The sequence below is a fragment of the Streptomyces sp. NBC_01017 genome, assembly GCF_045162795.1.
GTDB lineage: Bacteria > Actinomycetota > Actinomycetes > Streptomycetales > Streptomycetaceae > Streptomyces > Streptomyces machairae.
Window position 1 is genome coordinate 11306731 of sequence record NZ_CP108683.1, and the last position, 26923, is coordinate 11333653.

The 26923-nt window shown below is 67.1% G+C and carries 26 protein-coding genes and 3 pseudogenes; 23 read left to right on the top strand and 6 right to left on the bottom strand.

Going from position 1 to position 26923, the window contains the following annotated elements:
• Positions 1-435 precede the first annotated feature (435 nt).
• From OG331_RS52010 to OG331_RS52030, 5 genes and pseudogenes are all read left to right on the top strand, one after another.
• Positions 436-1200, top strand: a complete 765-nt coding sequence (locus OG331_RS52010; protein WP_406190388.1) for a transposase family protein — start codon at positions 436-438, stop codon at positions 1198-1200.
• A 671-nt stretch (positions 1201-1871) separates the two neighbouring features.
• Positions 1872-2420 carry a SigE family RNA polymerase sigma factor gene (locus tag OG331_RS52015; protein ID WP_406190385.1) on the top strand — a complete coding sequence of 183 codons (549 nt, stop codon included), beginning with the start codon at positions 1872-1874 and terminating at the stop codon, positions 2418-2420.
• Between the two features lie 140 nt (positions 2421-2560).
• Positions 2561-2758: pseudogene (locus tag OG331_RS52020) on the top strand (transposase); the annotation flags it as partial.
• 67 nt (positions 2759-2825) lie between these two features.
• A pseudogene (locus OG331_RS52025) lies at positions 2826-3299 on the top strand (transposase); the annotation flags it as partial.
• Positions 3296-3466, top strand: a complete 171-nt coding sequence (locus tag OG331_RS52030; RefSeq protein WP_406190383.1) for a hypothetical protein — start codon at positions 3296-3298, stop codon at positions 3464-3466. The pseudogene OG331_RS52025 and the gene OG331_RS52030, both read left to right, overlap by 4 nt.
• Before the next feature lie 69 nt (positions 3467-3535).
• Here OG331_RS52030 and OG331_RS52035 read toward each other — a convergent pair whose 3' ends face one another.
• On the bottom strand, positions 3536-4540 hold the full coding sequence (locus OG331_RS52035) for an NADP-dependent oxidoreductase (protein ID WP_406190380.1): 1005 nt from the start codon (positions 4538-4540) through the stop codon (positions 3536-3538).
• Between the two features lie 100 nt (positions 4541-4640).
• On the opposite strand from OG331_RS52035, the gene OG331_RS52040 reads away from it, so the two are divergent.
• Together OG331_RS52040 and OG331_RS52045 are read left to right on the top strand one after the other, a co-directional pair.
• Positions 4641-5540 (top strand): LysR family transcriptional regulator, encoded by a 900-nt coding sequence (locus OG331_RS52040; RefSeq protein WP_406190377.1) that lies wholly within the window; start codon positions 4641-4643, stop codon positions 5538-5540.
• Positions 5541-5660: 120 nt separating this feature from the next.
• Entirely contained in the window at positions 5661-5840 is a 180-nt protein-coding gene (locus tag OG331_RS52045; RefSeq protein ID WP_406190374.1) for a hypothetical protein, read from the top strand.
• A 582-nt stretch (positions 5841-6422) separates the two neighbouring features.
• Here OG331_RS52045 and OG331_RS52050 read toward each other — a convergent pair.
• The gene (locus OG331_RS52050) at positions 6423-6701 is read right to left on the bottom strand and encodes a hypothetical protein (RefSeq protein ID WP_406190371.1); all 279 of its coding nucleotides are present in this window, start codon (positions 6699-6701) and stop codon (positions 6423-6425) included.
• Positions 6702-6949: 248 nt separating this feature from the next.
• On the opposite strand from OG331_RS52050, the gene tap reads away from it, so the two are divergent.
• Positions 6950-9073, top strand: a complete 2124-nt coding sequence (gene tap / locus OG331_RS52055) for a telomere-associated protein Tap (protein ID WP_406190368.1) — start codon at positions 6950-6952, stop codon at positions 9071-9073.
• 3 nt (positions 9074-9076) lie between these two features.
• On the top strand, positions 9077-9580 hold the full coding sequence (gene tpg, locus OG331_RS52060) for a telomere-protecting terminal protein Tpg (RefSeq protein ID WP_406190365.1): 504 nt from the start codon (positions 9077-9079) through the stop codon (positions 9578-9580).
• Positions 9581-9718: 138 nt separating this feature from the next.
• Here the strand turns inward: tpg and OG331_RS52065 are convergent, their stop codons facing one another.
• Positions 9719-11143, bottom strand: a complete 1425-nt coding sequence (locus OG331_RS52065) for an IS1380 family transposase (RefSeq protein ID WP_406190362.1) — start codon at positions 11141-11143, stop codon at positions 9719-9721.
• A gap of 120 nt (positions 11144-11263) precedes the next feature.
• Here OG331_RS52065 and OG331_RS52070 point away from each other — a divergent pair.
• From OG331_RS52070 to OG331_RS52120, 11 genes and pseudogenes are all read left to right on the top strand, one after another.
• Positions 11264-11356, top strand: a pseudogene (locus OG331_RS52070) (XRE family transcriptional regulator); the annotation flags it as partial.
• Between the two features lie 82 nt (positions 11357-11438).
• Positions 11439-11873 carry a GNAT family N-acetyltransferase gene (locus OG331_RS52075; protein ID WP_406190359.1) on the top strand — a complete coding sequence of 145 codons (435 nt, stop codon included), beginning with the start codon at positions 11439-11441 and terminating at the stop codon, positions 11871-11873.
• Positions 11874-12135: 262 nt separating this feature from the next.
• Positions 12136-12675 carry a DUF5994 family protein gene (locus OG331_RS52080; RefSeq protein WP_406190356.1) on the top strand — a complete coding sequence of 180 codons (540 nt, stop codon included), beginning with the start codon at positions 12136-12138 and terminating at the stop codon, positions 12673-12675.
• 1157 nt (positions 12676-13832) lie between these two features.
• Positions 13833-14222, top strand: coding sequence for a hypothetical protein (locus OG331_RS52085; protein ID WP_406190353.1), 390 nt, complete (start codon positions 13833-13835; stop codon positions 14220-14222).
• 932 nt (positions 14223-15154) lie between these two features.
• Positions 15155-16042, top strand: a complete 888-nt coding sequence (locus OG331_RS52090) for a hypothetical protein (protein WP_406190351.1) — start codon at positions 15155-15157, stop codon at positions 16040-16042.
• A gap of 130 nt (positions 16043-16172) precedes the next feature.
• Complete coding sequence (locus OG331_RS52095; protein ID WP_406190349.1) at positions 16173-17441, top strand: ABC transporter substrate-binding protein; 1269 nt, start codon at positions 16173-16175, stop codon at positions 17439-17441.
• Positions 17442-17591: 150 nt separating this feature from the next.
• The gene (locus tag OG331_RS52100; protein ID WP_406190346.1) at positions 17592-17819 is read left to right on the top strand and encodes a hypothetical protein; all 228 of its coding nucleotides are present in this window, start codon (positions 17592-17594) and stop codon (positions 17817-17819) included.
• Between the two features lie 931 nt (positions 17820-18750).
• Positions 18751-20028, top strand: a complete 1278-nt coding sequence (locus tag OG331_RS52105) for an IS701 family transposase (RefSeq protein ID WP_406190343.1) — start codon at positions 18751-18753, stop codon at positions 20026-20028.
• A 488-nt stretch (positions 20029-20516) separates the two neighbouring features.
• A complete protein-coding gene (locus OG331_RS52110; RefSeq protein ID WP_406190340.1) occupies positions 20517-20708 on the top strand; it encodes a hypothetical protein in 192 nt (63 codons plus the stop codon).
• Positions 20705-20872: a hypothetical protein gene (locus OG331_RS52115; protein WP_406190338.1), complete on the top strand. Its 168-nt coding sequence runs from the start codon at positions 20705-20707 to the stop codon at positions 20870-20872. The genes OG331_RS52110 and OG331_RS52115 overlap by 4 nt, the downstream gene beginning before the upstream one ends.
• Complete coding sequence (locus OG331_RS52120) at positions 20869-21048, top strand: hypothetical protein (RefSeq protein WP_406190335.1); 180 nt, start codon at positions 20869-20871, stop codon at positions 21046-21048. The genes OG331_RS52115 and OG331_RS52120 overlap by 4 nt, the downstream gene beginning before the upstream one ends.
• A gap of 475 nt (positions 21049-21523) precedes the next feature.
• Here the strand turns inward: OG331_RS52120 and OG331_RS52125 are convergent, their stop codons facing one another.
• Together OG331_RS52125 and OG331_RS52130 are read right to left on the bottom strand one after the other, a co-directional pair.
• Positions 21524-22090: a Uma2 family endonuclease gene (locus OG331_RS52125; RefSeq protein WP_406190332.1), complete on the bottom strand. Its 567-nt coding sequence runs from the start codon at positions 22088-22090 to the stop codon at positions 21524-21526.
• Positions 22091-22565: 475 nt separating this feature from the next.
• On the bottom strand, positions 22566-22982 hold the full coding sequence (locus OG331_RS52130) for an ATP-binding protein (RefSeq protein ID WP_406190329.1): 417 nt from the start codon (positions 22980-22982) through the stop codon (positions 22566-22568).
• 883 nt (positions 22983-23865) lie between these two features.
• Here OG331_RS52130 and OG331_RS52135 point away from each other — a divergent pair.
• The 3 genes from OG331_RS52135 (at position 23866) to OG331_RS52145 (ending at position 25878) form a co-directional block, all read left to right on the top strand.
• Positions 23866-24198 carry a MerR family transcriptional regulator gene (locus OG331_RS52135; RefSeq protein WP_406190326.1) on the top strand — a complete coding sequence of 111 codons (333 nt, stop codon included), beginning with the start codon at positions 23866-23868 and terminating at the stop codon, positions 24196-24198.
• A gap of 60 nt (positions 24199-24258) precedes the next feature.
• The gene (locus tag OG331_RS52140; protein WP_406190323.1) at positions 24259-25059 is read left to right on the top strand and encodes a hemolysin III family protein; all 801 of its coding nucleotides are present in this window, start codon (positions 24259-24261) and stop codon (positions 25057-25059) included.
• Between the two features lie 114 nt (positions 25060-25173).
• Positions 25174-25878, top strand: coding sequence for a transposase (locus OG331_RS52145; RefSeq protein ID WP_406190320.1), 705 nt, complete (start codon positions 25174-25176; stop codon positions 25876-25878).
• A gap of 60 nt (positions 25879-25938) precedes the next feature.
• Here the strand turns inward: OG331_RS52145 and OG331_RS52150 are convergent, their stop codons facing one another.
• A complete protein-coding gene (locus tag OG331_RS52150) occupies positions 25939-26916 on the bottom strand; it encodes a hypothetical protein (RefSeq protein ID WP_406190317.1) in 978 nt (325 codons plus the stop codon).
• Positions 26917-26923: the final 7 nt, after the last annotated feature.

Sequence of the window (26923 nt, forward strand, 5' to 3'; positions counted from 1 at the left end):
CCGAGAACGGCACGGCACAACACCGTGTGCGGCCGATGGCTGCGGCAGCAGGCAGTGGTGCGTCCGAACCCAGTGAGGGATGAGTTCGCAAAGCGCCTAGCGATTATGGGGAACAGCTGCGCAAGCATCAAGGGCATTGACAGCCCAACGACCTTTCTGGCCTGTGCTGTTGCGCATCACCACAACTGAGGATTGGCCGGTGGCCGAAGGGGTAAGCGGTCGCGCTCCCAGGGCGATTTCAAAGCAATGCCGCGAAGTCCACCCCCAGTACTACAGCGGTGATTCGCCGGGTGTCGGCCGGGGTGGCCCCGCAGTACGCCGGGATCACCGGGCAGATCGAGAACTGGCAGGTCAGTGGGGGTGGGTAACGAGACGAGGCCCCTGGTCGTTGCGGTGGTGTTCTCTACGCACCACGCTTCGCCCGAGGAGCCTCGCTTGGTCCCGTATCGTGCCACGGTCGACGTCCCGCATGAGTTGGTTGAGCACGTTTCCTGGCTCATCTACGCACGAAGGTGTGAACGCCGTACGAGGTGGCGGAAGCTGGGCTGCTTCAAGCAGGCCTTGCTCGCCCTGGTGCACCTGCGCAAGAACGAGACGATACCCGCGCCGGCGGCAGGCTTCGGTGTCTCGACAGCCACTGCGTGGCGCTACGTCGACGAGACCCTGGACGTCCTTGCGGCCTGGGCGCCGGGCCTGCAGGAAGCCCTGGTCGGGCTGGGCGAGGGCGACTTCGTCATCGTCGACGGCACCTTGATCGCCACCGACCGCGTCCACGCGGACGAGCCGTACTACTCCCAAAAGCACAAGCAGCACGGCATGAACGTCCAGGTGATCGCACGTCCCGACGGCACACCGCTCTGGTTCTCCCGGGCCACGCCAGGACGCACCCACGATCTGACCGCCGCCCGTGCTCACGGCATCATCCAAGCCTGCCTCACCCGGCAGATCCTGATCCTGGCGGACCGCGCCTACCAGGGCGCCGGCGCCACCGTCCGCACCACATACAAGAACCACCGCGAACAACCCGCGCGCTACCAGGAGTTCAACCGCGATCACGCCCGGCTGAGGGCGCAGGGCGAACGCGCCTTCGCACAGCTGAAGTCCTGGCGACTGCTCCGGCGGGCCAGATGCTCCACCCGCCGCATCGGCACCATCGTCCAAGCCGTCCACACGCTGATGACCTGCAGCTATTCAGGATGAAAACGGCTCACTGACGCAAACACATCAGCCACGAATAACGCCAACTTCGCCCGAGCCCGGTTGACTTCATGTGTGCGTGTCGTTGCCGGTGGCCCAGTCGTTGACCCGATGCAACAGACCGGTATGCACGTGTGTGCGCCAGCGGCTCCACGTCCTGCTCTCCCGCCGGGCGCGGGCCCGCCTCCGCTCCGGTGAGCCGGCCGGTCGGGCGGCTCCGGGCAGCATGCACCGACATGCCCGGAGCCCACCCGGCTAATCAGGGCTCGGTGAGCTGTGGGGAGGCCACCCATCAGTGAATGCCCGGAGCCGTTCGCGTTGCCGTTCTTCCTCCGCAATGCGGTCGGCAAGGACGGCTTGGTCGATGTCGGGGCGACGGCGGCGAGGCGCTGAAGTTCGACCGGCTCCAGGGCCTCGACCTCCCACTGCACCGGCTGGGATGGGGTCGTGTCCCTTCTTGTGCAGCAACAGGCCCGGATGCGCATCCGCAAGAGAGTACGGATTGCACCTGAGGCTGACCTTAAAGTCATGGGCCAGGAACCGCTGAGCCGACAGCATTGCGGCTCCGGGGAGCGGTGGCCGTACCCAGAGCTCATGACAACGTCTGTGGACTTTGATCATGCAGCCGTGCATCCGCAGTTGCCCAACACCACACCAGGAAAGGGAACTATGGCATGGACACGGCAGCCGGTGGTGTGCCCGACTTCGAGGAGTACGTGCGGACCCATCAGACCGCCCTCCTGCGCCGCGCCTGCCGTCTCGTACCGAACCCCATCGACGCGCAAGACCTGCTGCAGAGCGCCCTGACCAGCACCTACCGCTATTGGGACGGCATAGTCGACAAACGATGCGCCGACGCGTATCTGAGCCAAGTCATGATCAATACCCGTACGAAGTGGTGGCGGTCCCGAAGACTGCAGGAAGTACCCACCGAGCAGCTGCCGGACGCAGGCGTCGACGACGGCACCGAGCAGTACGCAAACCGCGCCCTGCTGACAGACCTCCTTGCCGTACTCACGCCCAAGCAGCGCAGTGTCGTGGTGCTGCGGCACTGGGAGCAGATGAGCACGAAAGAGACAGCCGAAGCACTGGGCATATCGGTTGGCACAGTCAAAAGTACCCTGTGTCGCGCTCTGACCAGACTTCGGCAGGAGCATGAGAAGCACGCAGGTTCAGGCCGGCAAGGCGGGATTCCCGATGGCAGCCAGGACGCCGACCGATGACACGCATCGCTCTTCGTCCGCATCACGTAAGTAGGGTTGAGGTTCACCCCGAGATGCGGGGAAAGGTGACAGCAGGCCAGATGGGTCTCATGAGTGGCGATTCATAGGGGAAGAAGAAGCCGCGTCCTCGCCACTCGTTCGCGCCGGAGTTCAAGGCCGAGATCGTCGACCTTTGCCGGCGCGGTGACCGCTCGGTCGGTCAGGTCGCCAAGGACTTCGACCTGACCGGGACGGCGGTGCGGGACTGGGTCCGCCAGGCCGAGGTCGACGCGGGCGAACGCGGCGGCCTGACCAGCAGCGAGCGCGAGGAACTGGCCGTGCTGCGTCGCGAGAACCGCAGGCTGCGGGAGGACGTGGAGGTCCTCAAGCGTGCGACGGCTTTCTTCGCGACGGAGACCCGGGCACCAGAGGTGTTGGGTTCACAAAACCCGGAACATCACGAACGCGCTGCCGAAGTCTGCACAGCCCGGGGCGAAGAAGGCTCTGCAGGAGATCTACAACGCCGAGGACCGTGCGCACGCAGAGAAGGCGGTCACCGCGTTCGAGAGGGCGTATGGCGCGAAGTGGCCCAAGGCCGTCGCGAAGATCACCGACGATGCGGAGGAACTGCTGGCGTTCTACGGCTTTCCCGCCGAGCACTGGATCCATCTGAGGACCACGAACCCCATCGAGTCGACCTTCTCCACCGTGAAGCTTCGGACCAAGGTCACCCGCGGGGCCGGCAGCCCGGCAGCCGCCCTGGCGATGGTGTTCAAGCTGGTCGAGTCCGCCCAGGCCCGCTGGCGCGCGATTACCGGGGCCTCCCTCGTCGCCCTGGTCCGCTCCGGGGCCAAGTTTGAGAACGGCGTCCTGGTCGAGCGGTCCGAGGTGGCCGCATGAAGGACATGTTCGCTGCACTCGAAGCCCTGACCGACCGCGAACCGGACCGACGGGACGCCGCAGCGATGCTCGGCGATCTTCTACGCGGCACCGGCCTGGACACCGATACGGCCCGCCTGACCGTCAACGAGCCCGCAACCAGGGTCCGGGAATCCGCTCTGATCTGACCGGGCATGCCTGGCTTCGGTGCGCGGCCGCCGAAGTGATGCGGCACGCGCGCGACGGCCGGACCAGGCCTACGCGTGGTCCCGCACGATGATCTTTCCGGTGTTCTTGCCGTGCAGCATGCCCAGGAATGCGTCCACGATGTGCTCGAACCCGTCCACCACCGTCTGGTCCAGCGCTAGCCGGCCGCTCTGCAGATGGGGGACCGCGAACTCGTACAGCTCGTCCTGCAGCTCGCGGTAGTTGCTGACCAGGAAGCCCTCCATGCGGAGGCTCTTCTCCACGATGTCCGAGTAGTTGAAGTGCGGCGGGGGCGCGTCCGGGGTGTTGTAGCGGCTGATGGTGCCGATCCGGACGATGCGCCCGAACTCGCGCAGTGCGCCCACCGCGGCGGCCAGTTGTTCGCCGCCGACGTTGTCGACGAAGACGTCGATGCCGTCCGGTGCAGCCTTGGCGAGCAGTTCAGCGGCGAGGCCGTCATGGTAGTCGAACGCCGCGTCGTAGCCCACCTCCCGGGTCAGGTGGTCGACCTTGGCCGCCGAGCCCGCGCTGCCCACGAGTCGGCCGGCGCCCAGCAGCCGGGCGAACCGGCCAGTGGCCGTGCCGACGCCGCCGGCTGCGGCGGAGACGAAGAGGTCGTCGCCCTCGCGGAGCCGGGCGATGCGGGTGAGGCCCACGTAGGCGGTCAGTCCGGTGCCGCCGAGGACGCTCAGGTACGCCGTCAGGGGGACCCCGTCGAAGTGGGGGAGTTTGCGGATCTCCTCGGGTCGGACCACGGAGTGCGTGCGCCAGCCCTGCCGGTGGAACACGATCTCGCCCTCGGGCAGCTCCGGCGTCCGCGAGGCGACGACGCGCCCGAGGGTCCGGCCCTCGAGCGGTGTGTGGAGCGCGAAGCCGCCGGGCACGTCGTCCATCATCTCGCGGTGGTACGGGTCGACGGACCAGTAGAGATTCTCCACGAGCGCGGTGCCGACCGCAGGATCGGAAATCGCGGACTCGACGAAGGCGAAATCCTTGGTGGTGGGGAAACCGTGGGGGCGGGCGGTCTGCTGGACGGTGATCGCGTTCTCGGTCATGACGGGACCGTAGGACGGGAATGGAGCCCTCGGGCAGGCGGTTGGGCTCATGTGACGCCCCGTTCCATGAGTAGTTCTCATACCTCGAGGTGAGCGCCCTGTGGCCCGCACGACCGACACCGATCTCGCTCCGCACGAACTGCGCATCCTGGTGGCGGTTGCGGACGCCGGCGGCTTCTCGGCCGGGGCCGAGGCACTCGGCCTAACACAGTCCGCGGTCTCCCACTCGGTGCGCGGCAGCGAGCGCAAGATCGGCGCCGTTCTGTTCGAACGCGGCCGCAGCGGTGCGAGACCCACTCCGGCGGGGGAGAAGGCTGTGGCGCATGCGCGCCGTACCCTGCGGCTGCTGGACGTGCTCGTCGCCGAGGCGCGGCAAGCCGCCCGGTCCGAGGCGACGCAGGGGCCGGAGGGCCCGCTGCGGATCGCGGCCTTCCGCAGCACCGCGCTGCACCTGCTGCCGCCGGTCCTGCAGCGGCTGCGCGCGCGGTATCCCGGGATCGAGCCGCAGGTGCGGATCGTCCGCGAGCTCGGGCGCGGCACGGCGGGCGAGGTGGCCGACGGGCGGTCGGATCTCGCCATTGCCACCTTGGACGGAGCGCAGCTGCCGGCGGGACTGGTGGCGAGCGGACTCTTCGAAGAGAGCTATTCCCTGGTGCATCCGGCCGGACACCCGGCTCCGCGCTCGCTGCCGCTGGTCGACTGGGTCGAGAACTGCGGCTCGTACACCCGCGCCTGGTGGGGCGCGCAGGACTGGATCCCGAGGGCCACGATCGAGGCCGAGGACGACGGAGCAGTGCTCTCGCTCGTGAGCGGGGGGCACGGAATGGCGATTATGCCCGCGCTCTCCCTGGTCGGAGCAACGGACTCGATCGAGATCACCGATCTCGGTCCGGAGCGCCCGACGCGCCGTGTCGGCTATGTGACCACCCCAGAGCTCGCCGGCTCCGCCGTCGTGCGCGCTCTGGTGCGGGAGCTGCGGGCCGCCGGCTCCGCCATCTGACGGGCAGCGGGCAGCCAGGTCAAGGCACTGCTGTCAGATCTGAACGCGGTCAGCGAGGCGTTCAACCACCACAGCCTGCCCCTTGACCTCGTCAAACCGCTGGCGGCTGCCATGCCGTCGATGGAACCCGAACTTCTCAGGCACGCGATCTGGATCCTCGGGGCCACGCACGACCCCAAGGCCCTCCCGGCGATCGAGCCCTCCTCAACCACCCCCGACCAGGTCGCGCGCGAGAAAGCACGCCTCGCCGCAGCCGAGATCACCGCATCAAACCCAGAAGACACCATCCACAAGTCTTGACGATTACTCCTTCACCACCCAAGGGATCACACTGTCTGGGACCTCATTCCGCAGGTCGACATCGCCCAGTTCTGCGTGGACTGGGACCGCTACCGCCCCTTGCGCGAGCCCGACCTCGCTATCGGGTGGTCCGCTCCGCTCGGTGTCCTCGAAACCATGGCGATGGAAATGGGTGAAACGGAACCTGGCGGGCAGTTGCAGACCACTTCACCGCAGCGTCTCGCACTGAGTAGCTGACCCGAAGGCTCATCCGTTTACCCAACACTCCCCACCGCGTTGCCCTGCTCCGTCAGCCCGCAGCCGCCCACTCCAACCCCAGTGCGGCGAGCGCGGCGAGCTTGTCAGGGGCGCTCTGCGCCTCGCACAGCGCCGATCTCCATCTGCCGCGCCCCCTGGCTGCATTGGGGTGGAGATCGGCGCTCACAACGCCACACAGGCGATCATGGGGGCCCTGTGATGCCGCGCCTGGTCTGTCCGCCCTCATGGGTGCCGCTGCAGCAGTCCGGAGAGTGGGCGCGCTCAGCCGGTCCGGAAGGCAGGAGCCGGTCTTGGGGCAGTGCACGGGCGTCCGTGAGCCGGTGTTCAGACGCGCCCGCGGTAGGCCGTGCGGAAGACCAACAATGCCCAGAAGGCGGTGCCTTCATAGGCCGAGGAAGCGCCGTACGTGCTCATGCTGTCCAGCGTCCAGCCTTCCCGCTCAATGCCCTCGATCGCTGCGGACAGCAGGTGCTCGTGCGCCTGGTCCGAGGTTGCGGGGTGACTGACGGGCACGCTCACGGAGAACACTTTCGCCTGGGCGCTGCGTGCTTGAGCGGTGATCGTGTCCAGCCACTCACTTGCGCTCTCCACGATCACTGTCATGCTTCGCCCCGTTCTGAGCTGCTCCGTCATCCGTGCCGGCGTTCGCTGGTCCGCCGGGCGGGTGGTGCCTGTCGACTTTATCCACGGCATGCCCCGCACATGAGCCCCTCACCCCCGCGAGTCCCCAGTGACTGCCGCCTTGTGAGCAAGACCGTGCACCAATGTGAGTTAGAAAGTTAGCTTCAAAGTGATGTTCGGAGTGAATTTCACTGTGGTGTTCGGGTATGGTGAGGGCAGGAGGTTGCCATATGCCCACGGAAGAAGAGCTGATCGCACGGGCGGCGGAACTGCTGGCCCGCGGCCCTTTGCTGCCCCCGCCAGCCGAGCGGAAGCGGCTGCGCGAGGCCGCAGGCCTGACCCAGCAGGATGTGGCGCTTGCACTGGAAACGAAACGGGAGACCGTGAACGGCTGGGAGACCGGCCGCACGATGCCGCGGCCGCCGCGCCTCGCGGCCTACAGACACCTGTTGGACGGGTGGGCTGCGCAGTTCCCGGCTCCCACGGATATCGCCTCCACCACCTCCAGCGACACGGGTGCCGCGGCCGCGGTGCCGGAGACATTCACCCCAGCGCCGTCGCAGCGTCCGCGCGACGTGCCGGCGCCCTCTGAGCCCTCTGCACCTCCCGCGCTGACGGTCACGACCAAGAACACGTCGCGCAGGCCATCGACGACACGGCGCCCTGCCAAGGCAGCCGCGCCTGTGGTCGACCCCCCCTTCCCGAACGGCCCGTTGGCCGTGCTGGACGGGGACGGTACCGCGTACTGCCTCGGCGGTGTGCTGCTGGAGTGCCCGGCGACCACGGTCCCGGAGCTGGTGGAGTGGACGCTGCGAGAGTCCGGGCTCGGTGCGCCGAAGCTCAACCGCTTCGGCAAGGACGGCGACCCGCTGATCGTGCTCACGGCCGCGGCCGCGGTGAAGCTGGGGCTTCCGGAGCGCCTGGAGGGTCACGAGCAGCGCCGTTCCCTGCGCTTGCCTGAGGACCATCCGGTCGTGAAGCAGGTGGCGAAGGCGAAGTGGCAGTTGACGCAGCGCGGGTTCGGCCCGTGGGCGCGGATCTACCGCAAGGCGCAGGGGCGCGAGCGGCAGTGCGTGCAGCTGGCGATCCTGTCCTGGGACGCGCTCGATGAGCGGTCCTGGCCCGGCGTCGCGGAGATGGAGCCGGCCGATATCGCCCGCGTCCTCGGTGTGTACGCGACCCGGGTCATCACCCCGCGCGGCTCCACGGCCGTCTCGGGCCTGGAGCTGATGACCGCGCTGCGCCCGCCCACGAAGGCCGTGCAGGACCCGGGAAGCGGGACCTGGGTGTCCGGTTACAACCCGGGCTCGCTGGGCACGGAGCCGATGGACCCGGCTCCGCCGGAGGCCACCGCCGAACACCCCGTCGTCGTGAACAGTGGCTGGACCGGCGGGTTCCTCAATGAGGAGGCGTACCAGTGGGTGCGGTCGGTGGACTTGCTCAGCGATGAGGAGTGCACGCTGCCCTTCGCGGTCGGCCTGGACCTCAACACGGCGTTCCTCGCCGCCGCGGCCCGCCTGGTCGTCGGCCTGTCCGCCCCGGACCACTTCTACGCCCCGACGTTCAACCCGAAGATCCCCGGCTCCTGGCTGGTCGACCTCTCCCACATCGAGCTGGACCCTCGCCTTCCCAGCCCGTTCACGCCGGACGGCACCCGCCCGACCGGACCTGCCTGGTACCAGACGCACACCGTCGCTTACGCCCAGGAGCTCGGCTTCAACGTCCATCCGATCGAGGCGTATCTGCGCCGCGAGACCGGCGCGTACTTGGATCCGTGGCACGACCGGCTCAAGACGGCGTACGTCGACACCCTCGCCGACCTCGGCGTCACCAAGGACCTGGACGACCGCCAGTTCCTCGCCGCGATGGGCCAGCACAAGCAGGTTGACCCGGCGATGGCCGCCGTGCTCGCCGCCATCAAGGCGACAGTGAAGGGCGGGGTGGGCAAGCTGCGGGAGCGCCCGCAGGGCAAGTCGTACAAGGAGGGTGAGCGGTGGCCGGCTCTGGAGCGGCCGACCTGGCGCCCCGACATCCGCGCCGCCGTCATCAGCAAGGCGCGGGTGAACATGCACCGCAAGCTCAACAACATGGTGAAGATGACGGGCCTGTACCCGCTCGCCGTGCTGTCCGACTGCGTCGTCTATCCCTCGCCAGGTGGCAGCCCGTTGGGCTTCCTGCCGTACGCGGCGTCCGGCAAGCCGCAGCCCGGCGGGTTCCGTCTCGGGCCCACGCCGGGCCTGGCGAAGCTGGAGGGCTTCATGTCGATGCTGTGGGCGGTCGACCTGATGGAGCAGGGCCTCAACCCGGCCCGGCACATCAAGGGCGGCGACGCCGTCCTGGACGAAGGGGAGTAGACCATGGCGGGGGAGATCGACGAGGCGATCGAGCGTGCCGACCGGGAGAGCTTCACCCGGGAGCCGCCCAAGACCCTCAAGGGTCAGATCGGTTACCTGATCCGGCAGTTGGGCAGTGCGAAGGCCGTTGCGCAGGAGATCGGTGTCACCGCCGATTCCGTCAACAGGTACCGCAGGGGGGCCCGCAAGCACGCCCGTGCCGACGTCGCCGCGAAGATCGACGACGCGGTACGGCAGCGGTGGCAACCGCAGGTGCGCAAGCGCCGGCAGCGTCTGGCCGCTGCCACGGGCGGGATCACGGTCGAGACCCGGGCCCGGTTCGGATACACCGCGCCCATCGGCACGACCGACGACGGACGGTTTAGGCGACTCACCGTGCACCTCCCCCCGGCCTACGCACAGCGCCTGTTCGACGCCCGCGACGCCGGAACCGGCGACCAGGAGATGCGTGGGATCATCGCCGAAGGGTTCAACCTCGATCATTCAACGGGGTTGCTGACGGTCTGAGGTCGTGGCTTCACCCCGTTTGTTCCGCCAGTGGGCGCGTGGAGTCGTCGCGTGTCGCTGCGGCTGCGCCGGGTTCCACTGGCCCGGGACTGCGGGTCTTCCTCCTTCCTGGCTCGCGTCGGAATGCGTTCGTGCAGGTCAAGTGGTCTGTGGCAGGGCGGTGAGTCGATTCCAGGCGAGGACGAAGGCGTCCGTCCAGGGCCAACTCGGGTCGAGGCGGAGGTATCGGCGCCTTGCGTGGCGGGCCAGGCGGGCGGGCTGGTGATAGATCCGCAGCCGCATGGTCTGCGGCTCGGCCTCGGCAAGGTCGTCCTGGTCGTGCAGGGTCAGGAGCCTCAGCCAGGCATCCAGGTCCGCGGCCGTGTTGGCTGCCGCCATCCAACTGCGGTTGATGGTCCAGGACTTGGACGGAAGATTGTGTAGGCCGGTGGCCTTGCCGGTCCGGACGCGGTCCTCAACGACCGCGTGCTGCCGGTGCAGCGCGTCCAGCCACTGGATCTGGTGCGAGCCGGGGATGCGGGTCATCTTGCTGATGTCGGTCGCGACGACGGAGTACTTCCAGCCGGTCTTCTTCTCCAGGTCGGTGAGGTTCTTCAGGTGCCTTCGGGACGGTCTGACCCGGCGGACGATCAGCCGCAGTCCGTCGATCCAGCCTTCCCGCTCGTTCAGCCCGGTCAACTCCGCGACTTCGTACTCCTCGTGAGGACTGCCGTCCTGCTGCAGGGCCGGCTCCCAGGCCCGTTCCGGGAGGCGGGCGATCGCCGCCTCGTCCGCATCGGTGATGGTCCAGCCGGTAGTGAAACGGACCCGGCGACGGCGGGTGGTCAAATCCCGCAGATACTCGTGCAGTTTGTGGGTGGCCCCGGCGCCGTCCACCCTGACCAGGAGTTTCGCGCTCGAGGAGCCTGGAATCTGGCGGAGGGCCTCGTCCAGCACGGCAATGTGGTCCTCGGCCGTGTTCGAGCCGGCGTTCCCGCTTCTCAGCATCATGGCCAGGCACTCGCCGGTGTTCGCGCACCAGACAGCCAGTGGATGGAAGCCGTATGTCTTTTTGAACGTGGCGCCCGCCCCGTCCTTCTTCGACGCGGACGTGATAATCGTGGCATCGACGTCGACGATCACCCACTTGTCCAGGCGCTTGCCTGCCACGCTCATCCAGGGAAAACCGTTCGGCCGCAGCGTCAGCAAGGTCCAGACGACGCGTCTCGCCCGGGCCCTCGCCCGGGACAGGGCGGCGAACATGTCCTCGTCGAAGGCCGCGAGCATCCGGTGCATCGTCGAGTCCGACACCACCGGCCCGAACACCCGCCGCTGGTGCAACGAGAGCTGCTCGGCCTCGAGAACGCTCCGGGCACCCAGCGCGATCGATATCGCCAGCTGCACGAAGACCACCGCCCGGTCCCGCCAACCGCTCCCGCCCGCGGGAAACACCCTGGTCAGCGCGATGACCAGCCCCGTCCGGTCGGCGAGCCGGCGCAGCAGCACCGCTCCCGCATGCCCGACCATGCCCTTCCCGCCAGCCCCCACGGACAGCCCGCGGTCCCACGCTGTACCCTCGATCACCAGAAAGGTGTCCTGACATCTGCACCGGATATGACCTAGACACTCACATCCTTGCAGGTCACGGGCACCTTTCTTCTATCGGGCCGCCAGGTCACCCAACTCCGCTGAAGAACGGAGGTCAAGGACGTCTATTTCCAGGACGGCGGCGCACGCGCCATGGGGCTGTCGGACGTGGCCATCAACGACATTGACTACCTGGATCTCGACTACTAATCCGAAGCCCCTTTGTGGCGAGTATCAACATCGCTCTCACCGACACGAACATGCCGATGTCTTGTTCGAGGAGGACACGAAAATGCCTGAGGGATTAACGGACCGGCACTGGAAGCGGATCCTGCTCCGGCATCCTTTCCGGCAGCAGCTGTGGCTGTACTACCCGGCCGCCCATGAGGCCGACTTCCAGGTCCTGAGCGTGTGCGACCGGACGGGCTGGGACGCAGCCGTCCTGTCCTGGCACACCTGCACCCCGTGCTGGCGCGGCCACATCGCGAAGATCTCCATTGCAGAGCACTGGCAGCGCCAAGGCCTGGGCCGGCGCCTGGTGCTGCGCGCCCTGCGGGGCGCGGAGGACTTCCACTGGACGACGACCAGCCAGTCGCCCGAGGCCCAGCAGTTCTTCCCAATCCTCGCCCGCGAGACCGGCGCTGCTTTCACTCAGCGCCAGCCCGTCTGCGCCCACATGAAGGCCGCCGACTACGGCCACCCGGAACCGCGGTTCGAGCGCCACTGACCCCGCAGGCCGGCCCCTTCGGGCCTCAGGTCATCTTTCGTCCGGCCGGGGCGTCCAGGGCTCGGCGGGCGGTACCGTGAATTCCAACAGCGAAGCAGGAGTCGCGCGATGAGCGAGCACACCGAACACGACCAGGGGCAGTCGGCCCCGGGCCGCGAGCCGCTGACCCCCGAGGGCGCGCAGGCGCTGCGCGCGTATGCCGCGAGGAGCTGCGCGAGGCAAAGCTCGCCCAGCTGCACGCCCAGCGGGGCCGCGTCGCCTGATGGGCAAGCACGCCCGCGGCCGTGCACGGATCTTGTTCTCCGACGCCGCCGCCAAGCAGATCGAAGCCATCACCGACGAAGCAGAGATCCACGCCCTGGACCGCGCCCTGACGGCACTGTCTGTCGCCCCGGACCTCGGCAGTCCGATCCCCGGCTCCCAGCCCGAGTTGCGCGAGTACACCGTGGTCCCGCACACGGTGCCCGTGGACGGGCGCAAGTTGCACGTGGGCTGGTTCACCGAACAGGACCCCGACAAGCTCATCCTGCTCTCCTACACCGTCGGGCGCTGGGACCTCCTCGTCATCCCGCCCGAGACTGCACCCGCAGCTGCGGCCCGCCTGATGGTCGCCGCGGCGATCCCGGGCAGCGTCCTCACCGCAGGCGTCCTGATGACCAACGAAGCCGTCATCGGGTGCCGCATCCGTGACGCCCTGCGCCGGGAAGCCATCTGGGAGGGCGAAGGCGGAGCCTGTATGTCCCCCTTCGGAAGCCCGATCGGACGAAGCGCCCTCCCGCTGCCCGAAAACGGCTGGAAGTGAGCTCCATGGAGACCCTCGTCATCATCGCGCGCTCGCACCACTGCTCGGCCAGTAGCCGTCGTACGGAGCGGTATTGACTGCCGAAGCTGACTCTTGCCAAGGCACCGCCCAGGGGCTCTGGTTTAGAACGGCGAAGCGAGCGGGCGGAGTAGAATAGGGGCAGGGCACGAGAAGTAAGAAGACCGCGAGATTTCTCGGTCGTTGCCAGACCGCACCGGCGCTCGTCCGGATCCACCCGCCCTTCGGATGCAAAGTCGCCGGTGGCCAGAGACATGCACAAGGCGCGAAGCGAAAACGTGAAGGCACAGGTGGAGATCGACCGGCATCCTTACCAGAGAGTATCGCCGGAACGGAAAAACCTGATGACCCCTTCCATAATCCCCCTCAATTACAGTGCTACGCATTCCCGCAGGTGCACGTGCCGCACATACGCCATCCCGCGCTGTCGAAAGAAGAAGTTCGTAAGGCGCCTAGATGCCGACCTGCGGTCGAAACAGCACGGTGCCCGGGTTTGGGATTTCACGCAAAACGAGTGGATCTACGATCTGGAGCCTGTCTATGATTACGGCCGCTCCTTCATAAATGACGCGGCCACGGTCGCCACCTTCATATGTGCTTCCTGTCTGGAAAATGAGCGAGAGGAGTTCCTGAAGGAGCACCCGGAGTAAGCGGCGAAGCGGCGTTTGGACGAGTCGGAAAAAAAGCCTACAGCGACAGATCGACCAGACGGGCGCGCAAGGCCAAAGCTATCGCAGTAAGCGCAACTTGGGCTAAACCCGCCCCGTGAAAAGCCGCCGCTCCCGCCAGCACTCATCCCACACGGGCGACAGCCGGCGCCAGACACGACCAGGGATCTTCCCGGTGCCACACGCGGCGTGTACCTGCCCGCGCAGGCCGTTCCAGGGAATACCGCCCGGCGGGATATCGAAGCTGCGCACAATAGCGGCAACGGCCTCGATCTGGTGGTCACGCAGTCGCGAAGGCCCCCCTGACTTGTTGAATCGAGCCCAGGCGCTCGGTCTGCAGCCGTAGCGACCGGGAGATGCGTGGGATCATCGCCGATGGTTTTAAGGACGTGTATTTCCAGGACGGCGGACGTGCCATGGGGCTGTCGGATGGTGTGCCCACTGGCCCGGGCGGGCTGGCACGATGCGTGTATGACGTTGCCGACTCCCTGCCCTGCTGATCTGATCCCGGAGGCCACCGGTCTGGGCGCCTATACCGCGGTCTATCAGCAGGCCAAGCGGCAGCGTGCGGTGCTCGTTGCTGTGGAGCGTCAGGCCCAGCTGTGGACGGTGACGGTCGACACGCTCACCGCGGGCCCGGCGTATGCCGTTGCCGACACGGTGATCGAGGCTCTTCGTGCCGCCGTCGCCCACCTGGTGCGCTCCCGCGAGATCCGTCCGGACTCGCACGCGAGCCCTGTCTACATGGAGCTGTACGACATCGGCACCGAATCCCGGGCTCGTGAACTTGCGGCGGCGCTGCATGCCGCCCTGTATGGAGACCTCACACTACTGAGCCGCGCGGTGCCAGAAGTCTCCTGACCCAGGCTTCTGACATACCGCGAGGCTGCGCTACCTGCGCAGACGCGGTATCAAAGCGACTGTGGATGGTGTTCGCTGCCTTCGCACGATGGCCGTTCGATACCCCGGCGAAGCCCCGGCCCGGTCACGTCGGCAAGACGATCGACACTGCCGCAGCGATAATTGTGAGGGCAGCCAGCGCGACCATCGCCGTCCTCGCTGCTGGAACCGGGCCCGCCTCGGCCTGACGATCGCTCAGGCTGCACGACACCTTCCACGGTGCGGGCGATCGGGTCTCCTGCACCACCGACGCTTGACGTGCCCTGGCGTCCGTTCCCACCAGTTACACGCCACCCGCGGGTGCCCCCTTCCCAGGCGGCGGATCGGGTATCAGGACCTGGGGTCGCGTGGCTTCCGAAGATCTCCATGCCGGCTCAACGACCCAACTCCGGCCGGGCAGTCGGCACGTCACCTATTCGCCGCACCGTTCGTGCACTGCGAGGGCCTGGCACTGACGGCTGGGAGGCCAGGCCCTCGGCGCGCCGGGGAGGCTCATGCACCATTGCATTGGACGGGCTGGCCGGCCTTCGGGCGCGCGGACGCACTTTCTCCCCGTCCCTCGGCTGGCGGACAGCACCGTTCAGCCGGTGGCAGGAGCTGCCGGCTCGAACACCCCGACAACCCCTGCCCGGAGCTGCCGTGGTGCGTAGGAATGTTGTCGCTGATCTCGTGGGGGTGCAGCCGGAACCTGTGCCCTGTGAACGTCGGTGGTGAGGTTCGCTGTGAGCGGTTGGCTGTTCACGCGTCGCCAGCATCCGATACTCGCAGCTGGGCGGCCTGGAAAGGGGGTGACCCCCGGCCGGGTGATGTTGGCGTCCATCGCCTTCTCACGGGTGAGAAATAGTGGCGGGCCTCAATCGTGCGGCCTCGATGCCCCTGAGAGCGGAGGCAGTATGGACGCGGAGCAGCGCATCGGGCTAGGGCCGGTGTACGTGGTCGGGACGCTCGGTTTCGACTTCGGGACGGAGGCCCGCAGGGAGGCATACAAGCGACAAATGGGTCCGGGTAAAAACCCGTACGACGTCATGGAAATGGTCGCCTTTCTCGAGGAGAGGCCCCACGAGGCGAGGGCGTTGCTCTGGACACTCAACCTCGATCTGACGCCGATCTACACCCTGCGGCCGGTTGACGGGCTCTACGAGGAGCTTGTCACGCTCCTGGCCCGGCAGGCCGTTGCCGCCACGGACGATCCGGAGGACCCTGGCCTGTTGGTTCAAGTGGTCGAAGGGGTATCGAGTTTCCTGCTGCCCTCGTCGGAGGAGGAGAACGCCGACCTCCGCCAGTTCACCGGCGTGGAGCGGATCGCGGTGGCCGGCACGAAAACAGGCGAGACAGAAAGGCTCTATAGCGGGCAAGTCGTGCCGGTTCTCAGAGCGCACGACTTGGTGGGCTGGGAGGTGCTGGCTCGCTCGCTGAAGATCGCGCAGGCCAACGAAAGGCAGGAATCTGGGAAAGATCTAGCGCCCGCCAAAAGAAGGGCGGTCGCCGCGTCGGTCAACGGCTTCCTCAGCCAGCTGGGAGTCGACCGCAATCTCGGGGACACCTCACCTGACCGCGCTCTCAACTACGGCATCACCTCGCTGTTGAGCGACGGCGTGCCGGAGCGCCTGTCTCGGGGAGAAGAATTGCGTGCCACGGTCGCGGTGGAGAAGAACACTGCGGAGAGCGATCGTGACCTGTGGAACGTTGCTCTTGAGGTAAGCGGGCAGACTCAGACGGATCTGCGTGCCTACCAGCGACTGGTCGACGTGGCGGTGAATCCGCCAGCCATCCGGTCCTAGCGTCACCACGGGGCGTGGCGTTCCACGTATCGCATCACCACCGCCCAGGCGAAGCCAGGGCCGAACGCCCTCTGACGAATCTATCCAGGGCTAGTCTGATAGACGCACCGGCAAGGGGGCCTCGACCTTCATGAACAGACGTCGGAGAGTGTCCGCGGTGCTGGTCGCGTTCGCTCTGACCGTGGCGGGGTGCAGCGCCGGCGCCGGCGAACCACCGACCCCCGGCGTGACCGCCGCCACCATCACCATCGGCAGTCACGCTGACTTGACCGGCGTGAGTTCCCCTGGACTTAAAGAGATCCCGCCTGCGGCCAAGGCCTACTTCGACTACGTCAACGATCACGGCGGGGTCTACGGACGCAAGATCATCTACGACTACCGGGACGACAACTACAGACCCGCCAACGCCCTCACGGTGGTGCGCCGGCTCGTCGAGCAGAACAAGGTCTTTGCCATCTTCAACGGTGCCGGCACCGGCCCCCACCAGGCCGTCGCCGGCTATCTCAACGCCCAGAAAGTCCCCGACCTCTTCCCGAGTACGGGCTGGTCCGGCTGGAACGACCCCGCCAAGCTCCCATATACCTTCGCCTGGGCGCTCTCCTACCGCGCCGAAGCCAAGATCCTCGCGACGTACGTCGAAAAGACGTTCCCCGGGAAGAAGATCGCCTACTTCTACCAGGGCACAGCCTCCGGCAAAGACTTTGTCGCGGGCCTGGACACGGTCATTCCAGCCTCCCAGGTCGTCGCGCGCGAGGCAGCCCAGCCCACCTACGACGGCATCAACGCCCAGGTAAGAGCCATCGCCCAAGCCAAGGCCGACGTGATCATCGGGGCCATCGTCCCGGCCTACTGGGCCCTGCTGCGTAGGGCCCAGGAGCAGATCGGCAACACTGCCCAGTTGGTCATCAACTCCAACGCCTCCGACCCCACGAATCTCTCCCGCTTGATGGGGCCCGCACTGATGCAGGGCATCATCACTGACGTCTACCTGCCGCAGGTCACCGACACCTCCAACAGCTGGGTGGCCCTGGCGAAGAGGATCCACGACCGCTACCTGCCGAACGCCCCCTTCGGCCAGAACTTCCTGTACGGCGTGGCCAACGCCTACTCCTTCGTGGAAGCTCTGCAGCGTGCCGGGAAGAACCTGACCCGCCAGTCACTTGTCACCGCATTGGAACAAGGCGGCCCCGTCCCCGGCTTCGGGCTGGTCCCCCTGGACTACAGCCGCACCTCGCACGCCGGCTACAGCGGCGCCCAGATCGGTGTCATCAAAGGAAACACCATCGCCCTCGAGGGCCGACCGATGACCACCGACGACGGCAACGGGCCCGTCGTCCCCTACACCGCACCACAGCCCCCAGCCCCCGCCGACGGAATCCCCGCACCCCCAGATGAATGAGTCGGGAGGATGCTGTCACGTTGTCGGGGCGTGATCGGCTGAGGGCGTGACGGGGCCGGGGCGGCCTGTGGTTCAGGCCATGGCGGCGGGCGCTGGGGCCGTTTCCGGCAGGCGGTGCTGGTGCTGCGCTGATTCCGTGAGCGGGGGTGTGTGCACTGCCTGGCCCGGGACGCGGGCATCTCGCAGGCCACCGGTTACCGGTACCTGCCTGAGGGTATCGATGTTCTCGCAGCTCAGGCCCCGGATCTTCACCGGGTTCTGGAGGAGTGCCGGGACCGGGGGATCAGTCACGTGATCCTGGACGGCACGCTCCTCACGACGGACCGCGTCGCGGGCACCCACCTGAACAGCGAAGGCCGGCAGGTGGACACCTGGTAACTCCGGCAAGCACAAAGCCTTCGGCGCGAACGTGCAGTTCCTGTCCGCTCCGGACGGCACGCCGCTTTGGGTCTCCGACGCCGAACCGGGCTCCACGCCCGACATCACCGCCGCCCGCATTCACGCGTTGCCTGCGTTGTGCGAGCCCTCAAACGGATCACCTTGAGCCCCTGCCGGATCGGCGACATCGCCCGAGCCGCACTCGCCCTCAACCAAGCCTGGAAAAAACCTTCGTTGAGGAAACCTCAACAGACTCACGTCAGCAGCTGCCGCGATTCTCACCCTCATGATCTACACGTGAAAAAGGCTCCTGGCGTGTGCGGCGGCACCAATTGGCAGTGCCATTCTGCCCACGGACGCACCCGAATGGGCACAGCGATGAGGAAGCGGCTGACTAGCATGAGATGAACATGCATTCCGCCTCGAGAGCAGACGCAGCATGGAAATCTTGGACGAAACGAGATGGCGCTTCTTGAATAACTGGGAGCAGTGGCGGGGAGCCGCGACAGAGGACGTCGATACGCTTGCGACATTCTTGAATGGCCCTGGCACGCCAAAGCCTGCCGATGTGCTCGATTGGCTTCGTCGGATCGCTGGGTCGCCGATCGTTGATGGCGTCCCGTCAGGAGGAGGTGTAGGGATCAAGGCACTGGAATCCGCAGGCCAGGGACGGTGGCTCGGCCCGACCGGGCGCCCAACTCGCCCTATCAGGAGGCTTCGTGGAAAGCCACCTCCACACAGATCCTCCTGGACCTCGAACCCGGAACGCCCAGCGCTTGATCCCCTCCACCACGTCGGGGACACGACCCGATCGTTCCCTTTGACCTGCGAAATCCCGCCGGGATGGAGTAAGTATTGAAGGGGTGCGGAGCGGGCTAGTAGGACTCCGTTATGTCTGCCTGTCGGTCCTGTTTGGGGGAACGCTGAAGGTGTGGATACACATGAAGTGAACCGGGCTCGGGCGAAGTTGGCGTTATTCGTGGCTGATGTGTTCGCCTCGGTGCCGCGCAAGGACCAGCGGGCCAAGAGCGACTGCTATCTGCGGGGACTGATGGTGGACGGTCGCCGCAAGTCCATCCAGGCCATGGCGCAGCGGCTGCCGGACGGCAACGAGCAGAATCTGCAGCAGTTCGTGAACCAGTCGACGTGGGATCCGCTGCCGGTGCGGCGGCGGATTGCGCAGCGGATGGTGCCGCTGGTCGGTCCGGACGCGTGGGCGGTCGATGACGTGTCGTTTCCCAAGGACGGGAAGATGTCGGTGGCGGTCGCCCACCAGTACTGCGGGGCGCTGGGCAAGCAGGCCAACTGCCAGGTCGCAGTGAGTGTGCACGCGGTCTCCGACACGGCGTCCTGTCCGCTGCAATGGCGCCTGTTCGTGCCTGAGGAGTGGGCGCACGATCCGGTTCGCCGGCGCAAGACCGGGATGCCCGACGAGATCGGGCACCGGGAGAAGTGGCGTCTGGCCCTGGACACCATCGATGAGCTGGCCGGATGGGGTCTGGTGCCTCCGGTTTTGGTGGCCGACGCCGGCTACGGACAGAACGCCGACTTCCGCGACGGCCTGGAACATCGCAGCATCGACTACGTGGTGGCGATCCGCTCGGATGTGACCGTCCACCCGCATGATGCGATGCCCATGGCCCCCACCTGGTCCGGCAACGGCCGCAAGCCGCAGCCCCGCTACCGCGACAGGCCGACTCCGGTGGCCGCGCTGGTGGCCGGCCACGGACGGCAGGCCTTCACCGAGGTGACCTGGCGGGAAGGATCCCGCGGACCGCTGCGCTCACACTTCCTGTCCCTGCAGGTGCGGCCCGCCGGGATCAAATCCAAACGCCTCGCCCAGGCCGCCGCCCTCGCCTCACACGGCCACTGGGACGGCGTCCTGCCTGAGGTCACACTGCTGGCCGAATGGCCCGACGGCGCCGAAGCACCCACCGGCTACTGGCTGTCCAACCTGCCCGCAGACACCCCAATCGCCGAACTGGTCCGCCTGGCGAAGATCCGCTGGCGCATCGAGCACGACTACCGGGAACTCAAGCACGGCCTCGGCCTGGACCACTTCGAGGGACGTTCCTGGAACGGCTGGCATCACCACGTCACCCTGGTCACCGCCGCCCACGCGTTCCTCACCGAACAGCGACTGGCCCCAAAAGCCGATACAGCCAACTCACCCTCTACCAGACCCTCGACGCCATCCAGGACCTGCTGAACTGCTGGACCGGCACCTGCACCACCTGCCACCGCCCCCTGCCCAGAACATCCACCACCAGCCAAAACCCCAGAGCCAGAGCAACCTAACGGAGTCCTACTAGGTGGCTGAGAGCCTGTCAGCATGCGTACGGCCAGGCGAGGCATCGGCAAGTACAGCGACCTGGACGGGACATACGAGTTCGAGGGACCAAGAAAATCTCGGAGCGGGTCTCGGTAAGCGCAGCAGCCGTGATTCATCCGGGAACGACAGACTAAATAAGTGTTCGCGTGGAGAAGACAACGCCGGGCCGACGCGCTCGGACGATTTCGATTCCACACCTAGTGAGTTCCTGTTGGACGATTTCGATCCCCTCAGCGGTACGGGAACTCAAGCGGAAGACGAATCGCAGGGCACTCGGATGGGATGATGCACTGGGTTTTGGCCAATGAGGACCTGAGTAGCGGCGACACCCATACCGCCGAGATGGCCGCCAAGAACCCCGAGCGATGGGCAAGGATAAAATGAGAAAGAAACTAGCGGGCGAAATGGCCCTGTTGCACGCCAACGGGATGAAGTGGGAGGCCATGCTTGACGTCTACGCCAACCGCCTGGCCGATGAAATCGCCGAGGCCTTCAATAAGGACCCCGACAATTTCGGGGTGGCCGCCTGTGACGCACTACTGAGGAGAGACGAATGACCGAGTTCACAGCAGAGGACCGCGTGCGGTACCAGGGCGACAAGGGGACGGTAGTGAAGTTCATCCCCGCCCAGGGCAGCTTCATGGCTGTCTGCGTCGTCGACTTCGACAAAGGGGTGCGGGGCACAGTGCGCGCCACGGACGTGAGGGTGGAGGAATCATGACCGACTGCGACTGCCAGTACAGAGACAGGTGCAACGCGGAGAGCGAGTGTATCGCCCGCGCCGTTGAGGAGCGCTGTATCGACAGGATGCGGCGGGCCATGCCGTCCGCCGTCGAGAAGAAGGCTTCGTACCTCAACGGATGGAAGGCTGCCATGGCTGCGGCTGAGCGCCGATGAAGCCCCCGCCGGTGGCGTGTTCCTTGAGGAGGTGCGCCTGCTGGCGGGCGTGGGGGTAGCGGTCACCCCTCACCAACCGGCTCGGGACGCCGTCCGGCAGGCGGGAGAGCAGTAGACCGCGGAGACCGGGCGGTCGACACCGACCGTCCACACCGCCCCACACTGCGGACACGAGGCCGTCACGCCGGCCTTCACCGCCTCGGTCCGAGCCCTCGCCCGCCGCATCCGCCGCCAGTGCCGCGAGCGGCAGGCGGACGAACAGAACACCGCCGTCGTCTTCGCCGTGGGCATCAGCGGACCACCGCACCCACGGCACAACCGCGGCGGTCGGCGAACCGAGCCCCCGCCGGGCACTCCTCCCCTCCTCGCCGGCCCTTGAGTACGCGCACAACGACGACACCCGTAGTCGGCCAAGCACCCGCCACGTAAACCCCGGCGAGACCCCGCCGGCCCCGGAGGGGAAGGGAGACGTCCGCTACTGCTGGGCGATGCCCGCGGGGTCGATGGAGAAGGGGAACGGCTCGTTGACGGTCGTGGTGGTGCCGGGCAGGGCGGTGGCCTGCTCGATGTATCGGCCCTGATCGAGACGCATCATGATCAGGCGGGGTGCCGGGACAAATTCGAGCCGCCAGAAGTAGGGGATTCCGGCGTGCGCATAGGCGAGTGGCTTGAGCGTCCGGTCTACCTGGGCGTTCCCGGGTGACACCAACTCGACGACCAGCTGTACGGCGTCGGCGCTGATGCTGGCGGTGTCCTCCGCGGTGGCGCCGGCGTCGGCCACAACGACGTCGGGCACAAACAGGCCGTCCACCGTGATCACGTTGACGGCCTCCAAGACCTCGACTGCGGCGCCTGCGGCTTGTACGGCCGCATCCAGGGCGAGGTGGAGCCTGAAGCTAGCCCGTTGGTGGCGGATGCCTGGGGCGGGCGTCATGAGGAGGGTTTCTCCGAGGAGCTCGTAGCGGGTGCGCCGGTCCTCGGGGAGGGCGAGAACCTGGTCCACGGTCCACGGGCCGATGTGATCGGCCATGGCTACGCTCATGGGTTCCCTCCTTCCTCGTGCGGACGTGCCTCCAGTGTGGACTGCGGGAGGCCTTCGTGTCTCCTCCCGTCGCTGCATGCCGACCGTGCAGCCTCGTCGTGGCGGTTTCCGGCTGCCCAGGGCACAAGGCGTGCGGATCGATCCGGCCGGGTACACCCGGTAGTAGGGACGGCCCGGCCCGCAGGCCTGCGGGCGTCCAGCCGGAAACGAGGTGGTTGCTGTGGCCTCCAAACGGATGCGGTGCCTGGGGCCCGGCTGCTCCAACACAGTGCCTGTGCCGGGTCCGGTCGGCGGACGGTGCCTCGCTCAACCCCCACCCGCCCCTGCCACGCCTCGATCGTCTCTGACTCCGGCCACACCCCCGGCGGCGAGCCTGGAGGCGATCCACTCCGGTAGCTGCGCCACCGGTAGATCATGCTCGACGACATACCGCACACCGCCGACGATCGAGCCGGGCCCGATGAGGTAGCCGCCGCTACGCAAGCCGGGCCCGCGCACGTTGATGCCGGGCGAGGAGGGCGCTGACGGTCTTGCCGCCGGGCGTGCGGCGGGTGACGGCGGTAGCGCGGGCGAGGCGGTTGACCATGGGCCAGCCGAAGCCTCCGGTGCCGCCGTTCAGGTCGGGGGTGCGCAGGCGCGGGGCCTGGGGGCTGGGGTCGTGGACGGCTACCTCGATGCTGTCCGGGTCCGCGGTCAGGTCGAGGGTGCAGGTGCCGCCGCCGTGGCGCAGGGCGTTGGTGACGAGCTCCGAGACGACCAGGACCACGGTGTCGGCGGCCTCCGCTGCGATCGGGCGCACGAGGCGGTCGAGGAAGCCCCGGGTGCTTTCGCGTGCGCCGGCGAGGGATGCCGTGGATCGGGCGGTTGCGATGTCGACGCTCATCGTGTTCATCAGATCAGGCTGGTCTCTGGATCGTCCCTGCCCGGTCCTGTCTGCGTGGTGCCTGTGCCCCGGGCTGCGGCTGTTAACCCCCGCAGATAGCCGCTTTGCGCCTGTCCCTTTTCGCTGTTCGAGGTCGATTACCTCATTGTCGAACGCGCGGAAATCTATGCCAGCTGGAGTAGACATGGGTCGGTGGTGTGGTTATGGTTTCTCTCGTAGCCGAGATCAACGAGGCCTGGCAGAGATGAACTGCCGGGCAGTAGTACCCGCAGGACACGTAGTTGCAGTGCGCAGGACGGTGCGGTGGTGGAGTTCCGGAGCCAGGGATGTCGCAGGCGGCGACGGGACTGACGACCGGACCGGGTGGCCCGCAGTGATCAGGGGGCCACCATGAGCAGTAACGCAGTGGCAGTCCAGTAAGTGCAGTTCGCAGTACCAGCAGTCAGTGAGCGGTACCTCGGTGAAGGCGTCGGCTGCGGACGCGCGCACCGGGAAGTTCGGCAGTGGGGTTCTAAGCCAGTGCAGACGCAGGACGGGCGACGGGGCTGGCTGCCGAAGAGTGGCGCTTACTCAGGTCACCAGCAGTTCGCATCACCAGTAGTACGCAGTCCCCGTTGGTAAGTAGTTCATCAAGAGGGAAGAACGGAGGAGCCGAGCGCCATCAGGATCGCCCGGGCGGAAGTCTTGAGCCCGGGTACCGCAGGACATCGATAGTGAGGTGGTCTCCGGTCAAGCAACCGCGATCCCCGTACACCCGACAGCTCCCAAGTCTGGTCGGCGGAAACAGAAAGCCGGCGCAGTACCAGGGCCGGTAGATGGTGTAACAGTTCTTTCGGGGCCCTGGTGCCATACGGCACCAGGGCCCCTCAGCGTGTTCCACAAAGAGGTGCAAATGACATCAGACGATTCGTTCGGCCGTCTCAATGACGACGACTACCCCGCCTACACCATGGGCCGGGCCGCCGAGTTGCTCGGCACCACCCCCGGCTTCCTCCGCGCCCTGGGCGAACACCGCCTGATCACCCCCCTGCGCTCCGAGGGCGGCCACCGCCGCTACTCCCGCTACCAGCTCCGCATCGCCGCCCGCGCCCGGGAAATCGTCGACCAGGGCACCCCCATCGAGGCCGCCTGCCGCATCGTCATCCTCGAAGACCAACTCGAAGAAGCCCAGCGCATCAACGCCGAACACCGCCGCGCGGCATCCCGGAACGCGGCCAACATCTGACCCGCAGTCCGGGGCGACGCGCCGGGCCGTATTCTTCCTCCGATTTCAGAATATGGACGCATGATCGCCGAAGATGCTCAGCCGCCGGCACACGGGCGGAAGTCCCAGCCCCGCTCCGGCACCACGCCCGACGCCCTGCGGCCTCCCGCGGTTGATGCGCCTGTTGGCACATCCGGCCGGCTGACTGCCGGGCAGAGCGCCGCCCTGGAAGGCGGGGTGGAGCGCGCGGCGACTGTGCTGAAGCCGAGGATGCGCGGCTGGCTGCACGTCGGCGTGTTCCCCCTCTCGCTGGTCGGCGGCATCGTCCTGATCGCTGCTTCGCGCTCGGCCGCGGCAGTGGCGGCCTGCTCGGTGTACGCGCTGTCGGCCTGCCTGCTGTTCGGTATCAGCGCGGTCTACCACCGCGGAACGTGGGGTCCGGGCGGGGAGGCGGTCTTGAGGCGGTTGGACCACGCGAACATCTTCCTGATCATCGCCGGCACGTACACCCCGTTGGCGGTACTGCTGCTGCCCGCGGGCCAGCAGCTGGTGCTGCTGGCCGTGGTGTGGGCAGGCGCCTTGGCCGGCATCGCCTTCCGCACGCTGTGGATCGGGGCTCCCCGGTGGCTGTACACCCCGTGCTACATCGTCCTGGGCTGGGTGGCCGTCTTCTACGTGCCCGACTTCGCGCGCACCGGCGGCACCGCAGTGGTCGTACTCGTTATTGCCGGTGGTCTGCTCTACACCGCGGGCGCCGTCGTGTACGGACTCAAGTGCCCTGACCCTTCACCGGCCTGGTTCGGCTTTCACGAGGTCTTCCACGCCCTCACCATCGCCGCCTTCACCGCGCACTACACAGCCATCGTCCTGGCAGTCACATGACTGCTTCGGCGCAAGCTCGGCCCCAACCCCTCCTCGCCTGCTCCGCCACGGGAACTGAGAGGTCTTCCCTTCTTGGACGCCTGCCAGCGGCGGAAGAACCGGTAGACCGCCTTCGTGCGCACCACCGACGCCACCGTGCCGGATGTGAAGGCCACGGCCGGTATCCAGCAGCGGCTCGCCGAACGCGGCCTCGCTCCGGGCGAGCACTACCTCGACTCCGGCTACCCCTCGGCCGACCTGGTCACCGCCGCCGCGAAGAACGGCATCGCCATGGTCACCCCGCTGCTGGCCAACCACTCCTCGCAGGCCAGGGCCGCCGAGGGGTTCGCCAAGAGCGCCTTCCGCATCGACTGGACGACCCGGACCGTCCGCTGCCCCGAAGGACACGCCAGCACCGGCCGGCATCCCGTCACCCAGCACGGACGCGACGCCATCGTCATCGAGTTCGCCAAGTCCGACTGCGGCAGCTGCCCGGTCAAGGACCGGTGCACCAGCGCCGTCCGCGGCAACCGCATGCTCACCCTGCGGCCCAAGGAGATCCACGAGACCACCGCCAAGGCCCGCACCGAGCAGGACACTCCGGCCCGGCGGACCAAGTACGCCCTGCGAGCCGGCATCGAGGGCACCGTCAACCAGGCCCTGGACGTCACCGGCATCCGCCGGGCCCGCTACCGCGGGCTGCCCAAGGTCCGCCTCCAGCACGCCTTCTCCGCGGCCGCGGTCAACGTGGTGCGGCTGGACGCCTACTGGAGCGACCACCCCCTCCGCCGGGTCCGCACCAGCCGCCTCGAACGCCTCGCCTACCAACTCACCGCATAGACCTCACCAATTGCGCAGCAGAGTCCCAGACGCGGAGCCTGGCGTATTCGCCAGTGGCAGTCACTTCGATTCGGGATGTCCGTGGCGTCGCAGGAGACGGACGAAGAAGTCAGTGAGCAATTCGGCAGCAGCGTCATCGCACAGCTCCTGGCCGCCGATGCGGTAGACCTCATAGCCCTGGAGCGTGAGCTCGCGGTCCTCCGCCACCATCGAGGCATAGCGCACAGGATCTGTCAGCCAGCCCGCGCCCGCCTGCTGCGCCACAGAGCGGCCGGCGGCGCGGGCGTAGTGCTGGATGCCATCGACCTCGATGACCGCGCGGGCCCGATGGTTCATCAGCAACAGGAAGTCCATCCGCTGGCGGGCAAGGCGGCTGGCCCCGCCCAACTCGCTGATGGTGTAGGGGTCGTAGTGGAGATAGACCTGGGGAATGAGCGCCGGAAGGTTGAAGCCGAGCTTGAGGTAGGTGTCGAACACCAGCAGCTCAGCACCGTTGTCGCCCAGCGAGCGCCGCAACCGTTCCCGTAGTGAGATCCGCGCCTGTGTCGGGTCGTCTGCGTGCTCGGGATGCTGGCGAACCCACCAGGTGACCAAGTCCTGCCAGCTCAGCCCACGGTCCTCGAGCGGCTGGTCGTACACCAGGCAATACTGTTCGTTCTTGACGATGCGGATGGTGTTGCTGATGGAGTCTGGCAGCACGATCTGCGGCTTAGGACCGTCGGCAGCGAAGATCAGGTTCTTCAGTTCCCCGGAGACGCCGTGCAGTCCCATCTGAGCCAGCAGCTGCTGCAGGTCGTCGTCGCCATACTCACCGACCACTCGACGGGCTATCGCCATCAGTTCGGGGAGGGGCTTGTCCTCCAGCCGGGTGTGAACATAGGACCTCTTGCTGTTGTACGGATCCTCGTCTGGCTGCTGCGGGGCGAGCCCCAGGTACTCGCACACCGCCGCAAGCCGGTTGGCTTTGACATGAGCCCACAGCGCCTCCGCGATGGCATCCCGAAGCTTGAAAACTGGCACTCCGGACGGCAAGTTCATCTCGCCA

Excerpts from the sequence above, each read along its gene's own strand:
- OG331_RS52015 (WP_406190385.1), top strand. The coding sequence starts at position 1,872 with ATGGACACGGCAGCCGGTGGTGTGCCCGACTTCGAGGAGTACGTGCGG.
- OG331_RS52030 (WP_406190383.1), top strand. The coding sequence starts at position 3,296 with ATGAAGGACATGTTCGCTGCACTCGAAGCCCTGACCGACCGCGAACCG.
- OG331_RS52035 (WP_406190380.1), bottom strand. The coding sequence starts at position 4,540 with ATGACCGAGAACGCGATCACCGTCCAGCAGACCGCCCGCCCCCACGGT.
- OG331_RS52045 (WP_406190374.1), top strand. The coding sequence starts at position 5,661 with ATGGAACCCGAACTTCTCAGGCACGCGATCTGGATCCTCGGGGCCACG.
- OG331_RS52050 (WP_406190371.1), bottom strand. The coding sequence starts at position 6,701 with ATGACAGTGATCGTGGAGAGCGCAAGTGAGTGGCTGGACACGATCACC.
- tap (WP_406190368.1), top strand. The coding sequence starts at position 6,950 with ATGCCCACGGAAGAAGAGCTGATCGCACGGGCGGCGGAACTGCTGGCC.
- tpg (WP_406190365.1), top strand. The coding sequence starts at position 9,077 with ATGGCGGGGGAGATCGACGAGGCGATCGAGCGTGCCGACCGGGAGAGC.
- OG331_RS52075 (WP_406190359.1), top strand. The coding sequence starts at position 11,439 with ATGCCTGAGGGATTAACGGACCGGCACTGGAAGCGGATCCTGCTCCGG.
- OG331_RS52080 (WP_406190356.1), top strand. The coding sequence starts at position 12,136 with ATGGGCAAGCACGCCCGCGGCCGTGCACGGATCTTGTTCTCCGACGCC.
- OG331_RS52085 (WP_406190353.1), top strand. The coding sequence starts at position 13,833 with ATGACGTTGCCGACTCCCTGCCCTGCTGATCTGATCCCGGAGGCCACC.
- OG331_RS52090 (WP_406190351.1), top strand. The coding sequence starts at position 15,155 with ATGGACGCGGAGCAGCGCATCGGGCTAGGGCCGGTGTACGTGGTCGGG.
- OG331_RS52095 (WP_406190349.1), top strand. The coding sequence starts at position 16,173 with ATGAACAGACGTCGGAGAGTGTCCGCGGTGCTGGTCGCGTTCGCTCTG.
- OG331_RS52110 (WP_406190340.1), top strand. The coding sequence starts at position 20,517 with ATGGGCAAGGATAAAATGAGAAAGAAACTAGCGGGCGAAATGGCCCTG.
- OG331_RS52115 (WP_406190338.1), top strand. The coding sequence starts at position 20,705 with ATGACCGAGTTCACAGCAGAGGACCGCGTGCGGTACCAGGGCGACAAG.
- OG331_RS52120 (WP_406190335.1), top strand. The coding sequence starts at position 20,869 with ATGACCGACTGCGACTGCCAGTACAGAGACAGGTGCAACGCGGAGAGC.
- OG331_RS52125 (WP_406190332.1), bottom strand. The coding sequence starts at position 22,090 with ATGAGCGTAGCCATGGCCGATCACATCGGCCCGTGGACCGTGGACCAG.
- OG331_RS52130 (WP_406190329.1), bottom strand. The coding sequence starts at position 22,982 with ATGAACACGATGAGCGTCGACATCGCAACCGCCCGATCCACGGCATCC.
- OG331_RS52135 (WP_406190326.1), top strand. The coding sequence starts at position 23,866 with ATGACATCAGACGATTCGTTCGGCCGTCTCAATGACGACGACTACCCC.
- OG331_RS52140 (WP_406190323.1), top strand. The coding sequence starts at position 24,259 with ATGATCGCCGAAGATGCTCAGCCGCCGGCACACGGGCGGAAGTCCCAG.
- OG331_RS52150 (WP_406190317.1), bottom strand. The coding sequence starts at position 26,916 with ATGAACTTGCCGTCCGGAGTGCCAGTTTTCAAGCTTCGGGATGCCATC.